The organism is Sphingobium sp. HDIP04 (assembly GCF_000445085.1).
In the GTDB taxonomy this organism is placed as follows: domain Bacteria; phylum Pseudomonadota; class Alphaproteobacteria; order Sphingomonadales; family Sphingomonadaceae; genus Sphingobium; species Sphingobium indicum.
In genome coordinates this window covers 188,564-199,182 of the sequence record NZ_ATDO01000078.1, presented here as the reverse complement: position 1 = coordinate 199,182, position 10,619 = coordinate 188,564, and the positions used below count along the sequence as shown (strand labels likewise).

Here is a 10,619-nt window from a genome sequence, read left to right as displayed (position 1 = left end):
AGGAACCGATTTCATCGCCCAAGATATTGATAAACATAACAACTGCCCCCGTAATTTTCTGGAATGACTCCCGGAATGCCGCCGGTGATTGACGCTATTGGCCCTTGGAAATCTGCTCTTGGATCCAGCGGTCGACGTCAGACTGGAGCCAGGCGACGCGGGATTCGCTGATCGGATAGGACCTCGGGAAAGTGCGGCCGCGACGGCGGTAAATCGTCGCGGTGCTGAGGGAGGTGCGGGCCTTCACCTCTTTGAGATCGATAAGCCGGTCGCCCGGACGAATGACGAGGGGGGCATCAGCGCCGGCGGAACCCGGCGCCGCAGCAGCATCAGCCATGGCTAGTTTCTCCTGTTAGGGATGGTGAGATACGAAGGCGCCTGTCGCGCTCGACGATCAGTTCGTTGCGCTTCAGCTCGGCGACCGCGCCGCTGAACGCGCCGCCCTTGGCCGTCATCCGCACCAAGTGCGCGAGCTCGATCCGGCTGAGGCCGCCGACATGGTCCTGGAGCGTCAAAAGCAGCTTGCCACTGGCACCGAGACGCGATGCCCACCAGGCGATCAGGTCCGCACCTGGGCGCGGCAGTGTCGGAACTGCACCGGCAGCGGCGATGACGCCGTCCGCGGTGGCGAACCATCGCCCGTCCCGCTTCTCCGTCAGACCCGCGTCGACATAGCGTTTCCGTTGGCTTGCCCAGGCGCCGCCTTTCCGCGATCGACCGGCCCGCCCCGCCCAGGCGGCTTCCGAAAGGCCAGCGGGGTAGATGGCGGCCAGAACCGCCAATGATCGGAGTTCCCGCTGGGAGGTCGGAGCCGTCTCTCCGGCTGTCACGACTCGTTCCGCCGCCGTTCGCTTCGCACCCGTCTCGCCCGTGCGTTGCGGCCCGTCCATGGACATTTTTCGAGCGTCTTGGACGGAGCCGAGGTCATCCACTCGTCTCTTGGGCTCCCCTTCGATCAACGCCTGAAGGTCGTTGATGAAGCGGCCCGCCAAACTGCTGATCCGTTCCGGCAGACCCAGCAGGTCGTCACGCTGACGTCCCAGCTCGCGTGCCGTTTCTTCCAGCAAGCCGTTGGCACGCTCCAGATCCGCGATCCGATCGTCACGCTCCTGCAGCATCGATCCGATCGCGCTTCCCTTTTCCCACGCTTCCGCCGGATCGACCGGGATTGTGTCATCAGGATAGCCCGCGGAGGCTGGCGCTGCACCAGCGGGCATAAGGAGGCCGCGCAGTTCCTCGACAAGGTCCGACGCGGCCGGGATCGCTGCCGGCGGCGCATCGCCGTGGCGCGGCGTGCGGGAACTGTCGAAGGTCATGTTCGCCGGGAAGGCGTGCGCCTGGAGCGTGCCGCGCAGCGGATCCCACACGAAGCCGGTTCCGGTCGGCAGGCCGGGCAGATCGCGTTCGATCATCGCCATCTGATCGGCGTCGGCCGCCAACAGATCACGCATGGCCTTTCGGTCGGCCGTGCCCGTCTGCCGCATCGCGACGACGACGCTCGCCATGCCGGCGGCGGACTTGTCGATGCGGCTGAGGCGCTGGGCGGCCATCATCAGGCGAATGCCGTTTCCCCGCCCCTGTTCTGCCAGGCGCAGCACCGATCGGAAGGCGTCGCCACCGCCGCCCTGCGGCACCCAGCTTTGCGCCTCGTCCAGTCCCAGGTGGAGCGGCCCATCATTGTGGAGGAAGACCGCGTCGGCGAACGCCTCCATCCATTCGAGCTGTTCGTCCGACTTCCACTGGCTGACGTCGAAGATGGCCGGGATGTTGCGCTCGACGAACAGCCGGCCGAGCCGCTCACCATCCAGCGGCGTCATCGGGACATGCGCCCGCTTGCCGCCGAAGATGACGAAGTCGAAGCCGGCAGCCTTCCCGTCCAGCGAGAGGGTCAGGCCCCAATGGTTGCCCAGCTTGTCGACCGCGCCCACGCGGCGGCCGTTATAGCGCAGGCGCTCTAGGAAGCCGCGCTGCTGATAGGTTTTCCCGGCGCCGGTGGTGCCTAGCAGCAGGAGATGACCTTCCTCCAGCATCTCAATGGTGATGGGGTGGTCATTCATTGCCGTGCTCGTCCCTGCTTCCATTTTTCGAATGCGACCTGGTGTTTCAGGCACAGATGCTTGTCGGCCGTCGGCGAGCTGGCGCAGTCGGCGCAGAGCGGCTCGTCACAGGTGCCGCTCCGCTTGTTCGGCACTTTCCAATCGCAGAGAAACGGCGCCAGCTGACCGCATGAACAGCGCGGCCGCCGGCGCGACGAACAGATGATAGCGGTGCCGCCGCTCGGCAGCTTGACGGTTTCACAGACCATCTTTGCGCAGCCCCTCCGCGATGCGATCCGCAAGGCCGAGCATCTCCTCGTCGGGAACGCATATGTCTTCCATCTCGGCGGGCTCGAACCCCACGATGCAGCCGATGTCGCCTGGACCGAGCTTGTGGCTGGCCACAATCACGACGTCCGGGCGGCCATTGACGCGCCGAAGCTCAAATACGAAATCGCCTGGACGCACGTCGAAGAGCCATGAGCGGCTCCTGATGAACAGCCCTGCCGGGATGGCCGCGAGATCCTCCGGACTGATCGGGGGCCTGATGCCGGAGGCGACCGGGACCGTGCCGCGCACCTGGTCATGCCAGATGATGGAGATGCGCCTCATCGCGTCACCTCGCCTTCCTCCGGAGCGGCGCGAAAGCGGATCGGATACCAATCGCAATAGGTGTCCGTCTCGACGTGCCCGAACATCGCCTTGCACCGCCGGATATGGAAGCAGTCGCCGCAGGTCTTGCCGGCGGGCAGCGACAGATCCGGCACGTCATCAATCTGCGAAATCTGCGCAGTCATCGCGTCGTCCTTGTATGAAGGGGAGGGTGCCGAAATCGGTCATGCTGAACAGCATCAGCACGCCGATCGCGACGAGGGCGGCGAAGATCATGTGCCATTTCATGCCACCGCCCGCCGGCTCGCGGCGAAGGCTGCGTTGGGGACGGGCGCGGGGATATGCGCGAAGGTCAGCACCACGACCTGGGGATTGTCGGCCCAGCGAATCTTGGCGCCGGTCAGGCTCGCGCTGTTTGGTGCTTGGATCGCGTCCCACTGGCGGGCGAAGTCCGCCCTATCCAGTGCCCCTTCCTTCAGCGCATCCGCCTCGGTCAGGTCATGCAGCCGCTCGATCCTGACCGCCGTGACCTGCAGGTGCGACCGATGGAACGACCGCGGCAGTTCCCGCGCGAAGCGGCGGCGGCCGACCTGGTCCGGGAGGACGCCGGCCGCGAAGAAGGGACGAGCGCCCTGCCGCTCCGCGGCGGTCGGGCTAAGGCCGTCCCATTGCGCGTCCAGATGGAAACGCTCGCGGATCCACAGGCAGTCACCCGGCTTGCAGCGGGAGAGCAACCCGGTGGGACGCCGCATCTGGACCTGGCTTCCCTCACGGATCGCCTGGAGCGTTGCATCCAGGATGCTGATGGGGAGGACCTTCATGCCGGTTCCTTCCGGCGCAGGTGCTGCAGCTGCTCTACCCATTCCTCGTCGACCGCGGCGCGGTTATCGGGAACGACCTTGCGGAATGCGCAAGATTCCCAACACAGATGGCTAGGCTTCCCCTCGAAATGCAGAAACAGGCCGTTCATGCAGACTTGCTTCACCCGCAGCAGGTCGTCGACCTTCGGGCTTTCGGGGACCGCTTCACCCCAATTCGCCCTTATGCAGACGGCAAGGTCGCCAGTGTTCCATCGCTCGCCATTCGCCCGACGCAGGACGGCAGCGATGCGGATCAGTTTGGAAAAGATCATGCCGCTACTACCTCGTCGTCAGCGGCCGCCTCTTCATAGGCGGTCGAAATGATGTGGGTGGCTGCCTGGGCGGGGCGCATTTCGGGGAACTTGCCCTTGTGGGCCATGATGTCGCGAAACCAGTCGGCCTGGTCGGCGCCGGCGAGCACCGCGACCAGCAGGGCTTCGCTCACCGGATGGCCGGACTTTTCGGCGTCGCCCACCGTGCCGGCGATGCCGCCGAAGATGGTACCGGCATAGCGAAGCACCTGACCGTCGAACCCTGTACGGAGGATCCGCAGCGCCTTCAGCGTCGACTTGTCGCCATAGGTGCGTTGCGCTTCCCGGATGCCGCCGATGTTCGACACGGCCCCTGGAGCCTGATGGACGTTGTTGGTGCTGGTGGCGAGCTGGACGCCCGCCTGGGTCATGAGGCTCATCAGCCTGCAGGCTTCCGGATCCCGCCCGGCGACCGCCGCGCGGAAGATGTCGATCGCCTTCAGCGGGGTGCGCTGACGGTTCAGCTTGGCGAAGACCGCCGCTTCCTGCTGCGAGGAATCATAATTCGCGAGCACGCAGGGCAGCTGGGCGATGTCGCCGCGCATCAGCGCCGCCTGCAGGCGGTGCTGGCCATCGACGACGAACAGCCCCTGATCACCGCGGCGGGACACGACCAGGACCTGGCACAGATCCCAATTCCAGTCCCTGGCGATCGAGGCGATCAGCTTCTGGCTGGCCGCGTTCTCGATAGACCGCTGATAGGAGGGATCGACCTTCAGCTGGGTGGGCTGAAGATATTGCAGGACGGGGAGGCTGCCGATCGGCGGTGCGAAGGCGGGTTTGCGCGTCATGCCGCCGCCTCCTCTAAGGTGCGGGCCAGGGTGCCCGGGAGATCGGCCGAAAAGCGGAGCATCGGATGGACCCATGCGTCGGCCTTCTTCAGGGCGCGCACGACGGGCGCGCTGAGCTCCGCGGCCTTCAGCTTCTCCAGGCCGCGATATTCGGCGTTTGTGACGTGGGGGTGGACGAGTTCCAGCCGCTTGTCGCGCGGCAGCATGTCGAGCATCTCCTCGGTCGGCTCGACCAGCTCGCGCTGATCTTCCGCGTCCCCGAATCCTGCCAGGACGGCCAGGCGATCATGGAGGGGGACCTGATAGCCCGGCGCATTGGCGGAGCGCTCAAGCGCGCAGCCGACGACAACCGCCGCCACCTTTTCTCGGAAGCCGAAACCTTCGGCGCGGAACGCGTCGAACGCGGCGGCGAGATCCGGCGCGGTGATGCACGGGTGTTGCTTGAGCTCCGCCACCGCCTTGCTCCAGGTGGCGTGCGCTGGCGTCCGCTTCACATGCGCGCCGACGCTGGGAAGCATCGGTTCAGACCGGGCGCTGAGGCCCGCAATGCCTCGCTCGTGGCTGTAACGGCCCGGCAGATCCAGATCGATCTCCGTCAGGCGGTCGCGGGCCAGCGACCAGATGAGATAATCGAGCGCGACGGATGTATCGCTGGCCCCGGTGAGCGCGTCCTCGATCAGGGCGGCGCGCAGCATTTCCCGCCGGATCGATCGCATGACCTGGATGCCTTCCATGGTCAGGCCGTGCTCGTCCCGGATGATGTTGTCCGCGACCATCCGCTCGCTGCTGCCATGATCGCGGCTGATCGCCGCGCCCGATGTAGCCAGCGACTGCCGATTTTCAGGCAGCGGTACCGGCTTGCCGATCGGCCCCGCCGACACCGATTTCGGCTGGGGTGCTTCCGGGTCCTTCCGCGCGGCCGCTTCCGCCTTCTGCTTCGCCTGGCGATTGGCCCACCAGAAGCGCAGTTCGGTCTCGCCGTCCTGCAGCACCTGCAGCGTGGCATAGACCTGGCTGCCGGGCAGCGGGATCTCCATGCGATCCTGCAGCTGCGCCAGCATGGCTTCCAGCGGCTCGTAATGTTCATCGATCGCCGCGATGCAGTGCGCGCGGAGATCGTCTGTTAGCTCTTCATCGTCCAGCGCGGCCGCCGCCCATGACTCAAGATGAGTCATCTCATAGACGACGGAGGCCAGCGCAGCCGCGTCGGCCGCGTTGGCCGGTTCGGGCTCGGCCGTGATTTCCAGGCTGTTGTCGATGCCCTGGTCGTAATTGCCGAGCGTCAGCCGCGGCGGCGCCGGTTCGAAGCGCAGTTCCTTGCCAGTCTGGCGGCGGACGCGCTTGCGGATTGATTCCAGCTTTTCGTCCGCGAGCTGCAGCAGCAGCCCCTCGTCCATGACACGGCCGCGCTGGTCGGCCGCGTCGGCGAAGAGGTCAAGCTCATAACGGCCGCCGGCATCGCGATAGGCCTGCTCGCCCACGAAGCGCAGCTGCTTTTCCAGATCGCTATCGCCGACCTTCAGCAGCTTGCGGATCTCGGCGGCGTTGCGGCGCCAATCGCCGAGCTCATAGCGCGCGATCTGTTCGAACACATGGAGCTGCAGGGCGACGTCGTCCGTCGCGCCAAAGGCCTTCGCCTGGTCCTGGCCGATCTCCCCGGCTTCCAGCGCCGCGAAAATGGTCGGGTGCAGATTGCCGAGCCGGGCCCAGCGACGGACCGTCTCTATCGTCTGGCCGTTTGTGTCCGCGATTTCCTTCAGCGTGCGGCCATTCTCATGGGCACGGGCTACGGCGGCATAGACTTCGTAGGGGCGCAGATCGACGCGCACCAGGTTCTCGAACAGGCTCAGCTCGTGCAGCTCGCCCTTGTCCGTGATGTCGCGGACGATGACGTCGATCGGATGATCGCTGGGCAGACGGCCCTGCTCGATCAGCAGGGCGAAAGCACGGAGGCGGCGGCCGCCAGCGAGCGCGCCATAGGACCGCTTCTTGCCGCGCTTGGCGGGCATGGGGTGCACGACAAGCGGATAGAGCTGGCCGCGGGTGGCGAGGGACTCTGCCATGCCGGTGATAGCGTTGGCATCATGTTGATTCCGGCGGGCGTTGAAGGGAGAGACGCATAGCGCGTCGATCGTCATCGTGGTAACGGACATGGGGCTTCTCCTGGTAGACTTCTCCTTGGTGGGGAGGGTTGTGGGTGAAGATTTCCCCGCGCCGGCACAGGGCACGATGCCGGCGCGGGGCGAAACGAGACGCGTGGCTCGTTTCGCCTTCGCCTGCCGGGCGGTTGAGAGGGGGGATGCCGGCAGACGAGGGTCGGGGTGATTGGTTGCGGTGAGGGCGAGTTGACGCCCGTCGTTGGGGAATTCCTGATCGAGACGCTGGCAGCCCGGGCACGTGCAGGGACTAGCGATCTCCGGGAAAGCGAGGCCGACGCGCGACATCAGGCGGCCCGCCTATGATCATTTGGTGGCCATGGCAGATATGATCCGGCAGGCTCGAGTGACCAGCCCTGGAAGTCTTGCGTAATGGCGCGGTCAAGATCTTTGATCGCGAGCCAATCGGCTTTCTTCTTGGGTGCCGCATCATCGACCCAGCGGGCTGCAGCGTGAAGTGCATGCCAACCACTCGATCCGAGCCGGATCATGAAACGCTGATCCGCCGGCATGGCGGCGAGGGTGTCGGCGATATCGGCGATGATGCACATCAGTCGATCTCTCCGCCAATCTGACGGGCCACCCGATTGGCGCGCATCTCTATGCCCGCCAGCGCCCCTGGGACGATCTCGCCGCTCAGGATGGAGGTCGGCTGTTCCCGCACAGCATCGAGGGATTCGGTGGCCTGTTCCCGCAGGGCCCGATCAATGATGTCCGCAAGCCGGCGGCGGCTTGGCTTCTTGCGGACGCGGGCGACAATTTCTTCAGCGCCGGCGCGTTCGGGGGGCGATGTCCACCATACGAAGAGTTCATCGATGCAGGCCGGGCACAGATCCGCCTGCGACGTTTCGCCGCCGATGCATCGCGGCATAGGACGGGCGGGATCAGCGTTCGGGGCCTTGGCCCATGCCCGGCCCCAACCGTTGTCCTGACCTTCCTCACGAACTTCGACGCGCAGCCGGCAACGGTCGCACGAAATGACGGGGATCGATTCCCGGCTCATCTAAACGGGGCTCCTATTCGCTTGAGATAGGAGAGTGGGAGGCCTTCGCTCACTGGATCACCTCGTAGAAGGTGATGTCGAACGGCGAGCCAGTCAGCTCCCAGCTACAGCCTGAACGACCATCGGCCGCCCAGCCCGGCGGGCCCATGGGATTGTCGTCATGAGACGCCTCCCGCCCATGGGCGAGCCAGACGCGGACGCGCTTGCCTTCGGCCTCAGCGGGGCAATGTCCCGGGTTCGCCTTCACAGCAGCAGTCCGATCGCCGCGCCGGGGTCAAAGGGCTGATCCATGGGATCGATGGCGTCGAATGCAGTGCAGCGCGGGCCGTGAACGCTATCCGTGCGCCATTCCACCGGATATTCGAAGTCCGTCACGCGGAAGACCATCGTGTCGGCTGAAATGCGGCAGTAACCTTCAATGTCGCGCGTGCAGCGGCCGCACCAGCGCGCCATGAAGTCGGCGCCCTCCGATCCACAGGACGGGCGATAGGCGGTCGCCTCAGACATTGGCGAGCTCCTTTTCCCGGATGTAGAGGCGTTCGTTCGTCTCCTTGTTGACGCCGACGAACACGAGCTTCTCGACCGCGCCGTCGCGATCGAGCAGCAGCGTTTCGGCGCCGGTATCGATCATGACCTGAAGATGGGCCGCCCGATCGAGCAGCCAGCGGTGAATCGGCTCGCGCTTCCAGGTCGCGGGGCGGTGGCAATGGGCGATCAGCGTGCCGACGCTGTTGATCTCAATCACCACGCCGCAGCGATCCGGCCGCAAAGCGGAAGGCAGGGCCACCGGCCCCATGCTCTGCGACCCGAGCCAGACGCATTGGAAGACGCGGCACGGTTCCGGCCGATCGACATAGATCCCGCAGCCGTGCGCGGTGCAGTGGCCACAAGCCTGGTGCGCCGGCTTCGGCGGCTCCATCGCCACTTTCATGACGGAGCAGCACAGGGTGCAGGCGCCACAGGCGCGGCGAGAGGGGAGGTCAGCCATGCAGCGCCTCTCGCTCCTCGGGCGCGTCGATCGTCATGGTGGCGCCGCAGCATTTCGGCCAGCCGTGGCGCAGCGCGTCGGCCGCGTTGACGTGGGCCGACCGGCCGCATGTCTTGCACCAGGTCATGCCGCGCCGGAGCTTGGCATGGCTGGAGGCGATGATCTGGTGCAGGCCGTGGCACATTAGCGGGCGCCTCCATGGCTTGCCTGCGATGAGAAAGACGATCGCAGCGCGCGACCGGCGTCGGTCAAGGCGATGAAGCGGTCGCGCCGATCGCGCGGGTTGATGGCGCGCAGCACCAGGTCCCTTTGCTCCAGGCGGATGAGCGCACGGGTGATGACCGGCTTCGACACGTGGAGCGTGCGCGCCAGATGGCGCACATGGTGCGGGCCGGGATCGTCCGCCAGGACGGAGAGCAGCGCGAGCTGGCGCAGCGTCATTTCGGCATAGGCGGGCGACTGGACGAAGCGCCGGCATTCGGTGGCGAGATCGACCATCAGGCGGGCTCCCCATCGAAGAGGATGGCGCGCACGCGATCGCGCGTCATACCCGGGTCCAGACGCTGGAATCGCGAGATGATCAGCGACACAGCATCACCAGCTTGGCGCATCTGGCGCAACTCGTACGCGCTGTAGGGGGTGGTGCGGGGAGCGGCGCGCATCAGCCTTGCTCCGCTATGGAGGGGGACCGAACGCCGATGGCAACTGGCGGGTGCCCATGGCCCAGCACGTACAGCGCGACGGTGCCACCGGCATTGAGCGTCGCCAAATCCTCGGCCGAGGGCTTCCAGAGGCTTTCGAACGCGGGGTGTCCCGCTAGCGTCGTGAGGTGGACCTCCAAGACACCGCAGAAACCGTCGCGCGCTTCATCCCAACCAGCAGGGGCGCCGAAGCGATGATCAACATAGGGGTGGGGGACCGCTTCCATCAGTCGCCCTCCCACTGCCGTTCGATCGACTGAAGGTCGGCGATCATCCTGCGCAGGCCGCGTTTACTGAGCGCCGCGGCCAACGCCTCGTCTGTCGGCGCGAAGGGATTGCCCCCTATGAAGTGCAGCAGGACTTTCCCGAGTTCGGGGACGGGAGCCCAGCCAATGGCGATGCCTTCGCAAACCTGCGTCAGTGTGAACATGTCCGCTCGAAAGCCGTGCGGCAGCCAGGCGCGTCCATCGTCATCCAGCAGGACGGGGAGGGCGAACGGTGGAACCGGCTCGTCCGCAAGCGGCGGCAAAATTTCCAACGCAGGGGACATCATGCGGTGGCCTCCTCGCGGCGAGCATCACGGCGCGCCAGCGTCAGGAGGCGGCCGCGCACGCTGCTGTTCGCCCGCCCGATCTGGCGGGCGATCTGGTTGATCTTCGTTCCCTTGCCCTCAAGGTCGAGAAGACGCTTGTCCTCATCCGCGGACCACGGTCGGCAGGTGTTCCCGTCGCGCCGATATGGCGCGCTCGGCTGGGTATGCTTGCCCCGCAGGTGGGGCGGAGCGTCGGCGCCGAGGCGCATGCATTGCCAGTTGATGGCGTCCGCGCTGATCGGCGTCCCGCCGCTGGTGAAATGAGCCGCAATCCGGCCTATGCCCCAACCGCGCTCGCGTAGATCGGCCATCTCCGCCAGTTGCTCGTCGGAAAGGATGCGCTTGCCGCCCATCAGTTGCCTCCGCCGATTTGCTGGGCAACGTAGATGAAGCCGGGGACGATGATGGTCACCACGACGATGGCGATCGCGCCAAGGGCAAACCAGCCGCTGCCGTAAATGTCGGCCTCGGTATCCTCCACGAAGGTCATGCGGGGCTGCGGCCCGTCCCAAAAGGACTGGTCGGCGTCGCGGGGTGCATAGTCGCGGGGGCGGAAGGGTGCGGGCATG

20 protein-coding genes are annotated in these 10,619 nt (G+C 66.0%); all 20 read right to left on the bottom strand.

Going from position 1 to position 10,619, the window contains the following annotated elements; genetic code table 11:
- Window positions 1-94 precede the first annotated feature (94 nt).
- Complete coding sequence (locus L286_RS0124525) at window positions 95-337, bottom strand: helix-turn-helix transcriptional regulator (RefSeq protein ID WP_020820951.1); 243 nt, start codon at window positions 335-337, stop codon at window positions 95-97.
- Entirely contained in the window at window positions 330-2,057 is a 1,728-nt protein-coding gene (locus L286_RS34195; protein WP_020820950.1) for an ATP-binding protein, read from the bottom strand. Before L286_RS34195 ends, L286_RS0124525 begins: the two co-directional genes overlap by 8 nt.
- A gap of 237 nt (window positions 2,058-2,294) precedes the next feature.
- The gene (locus L286_RS34190) at window positions 2,295-2,648 is read right to left on the bottom strand and encodes a hypothetical protein (RefSeq protein WP_020820949.1); all 354 of its coding nucleotides are present in this window, start codon (window positions 2,646-2,648) and stop codon (window positions 2,295-2,297) included.
- Entirely contained in the window at window positions 2,645-2,833 is a 189-nt protein-coding gene (locus L286_RS34185) for a hypothetical protein (protein WP_020820948.1), read from the bottom strand. The genes L286_RS34190 and L286_RS34185 overlap by 4 nt, the downstream gene beginning before the upstream one ends.
- 99 nt (window positions 2,834-2,932) lie before the next feature.
- Window positions 2,933-3,469 carry a hypothetical protein gene (locus L286_RS34180; protein WP_020820946.1) on the bottom strand — a complete coding sequence of 179 codons (537 nt, stop codon included), beginning with the start codon at window positions 3,467-3,469 and terminating at the stop codon, window positions 2,933-2,935.
- Window positions 3,466-3,780 (bottom strand): hypothetical protein, encoded by a 315-nt coding sequence (locus L286_RS34175; protein ID WP_020820945.1) that lies wholly within the window; start codon window positions 3,778-3,780, stop codon window positions 3,466-3,468. The genes L286_RS34180 and L286_RS34175 overlap by 4 nt, the downstream gene beginning before the upstream one ends.
- Window positions 3,777-4,610 carry a DUF6551 family protein gene (locus L286_RS0124520; protein WP_020820944.1) on the bottom strand — a complete coding sequence of 278 codons (834 nt, stop codon included), beginning with the start codon at window positions 4,608-4,610 and terminating at the stop codon, window positions 3,777-3,779. The genes L286_RS34175 and L286_RS0124520 overlap by 4 nt, the downstream gene beginning before the upstream one ends.
- Window positions 4,607-7,054 carry a ParB/RepB/Spo0J family partition protein gene (locus L286_RS34170; RefSeq protein ID WP_084498518.1) on the bottom strand — a complete coding sequence of 816 codons (2,448 nt, stop codon included), beginning with the start codon at window positions 7,052-7,054 and terminating at the stop codon, window positions 4,607-4,609. Before L286_RS34170 ends, L286_RS0124520 begins: the two co-directional genes overlap by 4 nt.
- On the bottom strand, window positions 7,054-7,317 hold the full coding sequence (locus tag L286_RS34165) for a hypothetical protein (protein WP_020820942.1): 264 nt from the start codon (window positions 7,315-7,317) through the stop codon (window positions 7,054-7,056). The genes L286_RS34170 and L286_RS34165 overlap by 1 nt, the downstream gene beginning before the upstream one ends.
- Entirely contained in the window at window positions 7,317-7,769 is a 453-nt protein-coding gene (locus L286_RS34160; RefSeq protein WP_029986783.1) for a hypothetical protein, read from the bottom strand. Before L286_RS34160 ends, L286_RS34165 begins: the two co-directional genes overlap by 1 nt.
- 49 nt (window positions 7,770-7,818) lie before the next feature.
- Window positions 7,819-8,016 (bottom strand): hypothetical protein, encoded by a 198-nt coding sequence (locus tag L286_RS34155; protein WP_020820940.1) that lies wholly within the window; start codon window positions 8,014-8,016, stop codon window positions 7,819-7,821.
- Window positions 8,013-8,276: a hypothetical protein gene (locus L286_RS34150; RefSeq protein WP_020820939.1), complete on the bottom strand. Its 264-nt coding sequence runs from the start codon at window positions 8,274-8,276 to the stop codon at window positions 8,013-8,015. The genes L286_RS34155 and L286_RS34150 overlap by 4 nt, the downstream gene beginning before the upstream one ends.
- Complete coding sequence (locus L286_RS34145) at window positions 8,269-8,757, bottom strand: hypothetical protein (protein WP_238559310.1); 489 nt, start codon at window positions 8,755-8,757, stop codon at window positions 8,269-8,271. Before L286_RS34145 ends, L286_RS34150 begins: the two co-directional genes overlap by 8 nt.
- Entirely contained in the window at window positions 8,750-8,941 is a 192-nt protein-coding gene (locus tag L286_RS34140) for a hypothetical protein (RefSeq protein ID WP_020820937.1), read from the bottom strand. The genes L286_RS34145 and L286_RS34140 overlap by 8 nt, the downstream gene beginning before the upstream one ends.
- Entirely contained in the window at window positions 8,941-9,255 is a 315-nt protein-coding gene (locus L286_RS34135) for a MarR family winged helix-turn-helix transcriptional regulator (RefSeq protein WP_020820936.1), read from the bottom strand. Before L286_RS34135 ends, L286_RS34140 begins: the two co-directional genes overlap by 1 nt.
- The gene (locus L286_RS48965; protein WP_020820935.1) at window positions 9,255-9,419 is read right to left on the bottom strand and encodes a hypothetical protein; all 165 of its coding nucleotides are present in this window, start codon (window positions 9,417-9,419) and stop codon (window positions 9,255-9,257) included. Before L286_RS48965 ends, L286_RS34135 begins: the two co-directional genes overlap by 1 nt.
- Window positions 9,419-9,685: a hypothetical protein gene (locus L286_RS34130; protein WP_020820934.1), complete on the bottom strand. Its 267-nt coding sequence runs from the start codon at window positions 9,683-9,685 to the stop codon at window positions 9,419-9,421. Before L286_RS34130 ends, L286_RS48965 begins: the two co-directional genes overlap by 1 nt.
- Window positions 9,685-10,011, bottom strand: coding sequence for a hypothetical protein (locus L286_RS34125; protein ID WP_020820933.1), 327 nt, complete (start codon window positions 10,009-10,011; stop codon window positions 9,685-9,687). Before L286_RS34125 ends, L286_RS34130 begins: the two co-directional genes overlap by 1 nt.
- On the bottom strand, window positions 10,008-10,403 hold the full coding sequence (locus L286_RS34120; RefSeq protein WP_020820932.1) for a hypothetical protein: 396 nt from the start codon (window positions 10,401-10,403) through the stop codon (window positions 10,008-10,010). The genes L286_RS34125 and L286_RS34120 overlap by 4 nt, the downstream gene beginning before the upstream one ends.
- Window positions 10,403-10,618, bottom strand: coding sequence for a hypothetical protein (locus tag L286_RS48470; RefSeq protein ID WP_020820931.1), 216 nt, complete (start codon window positions 10,616-10,618; stop codon window positions 10,403-10,405). The genes L286_RS34120 and L286_RS48470 overlap by 1 nt, the downstream gene beginning before the upstream one ends.
- Between the last annotated feature and the right edge of the window lies 1 nt (window position 10,619).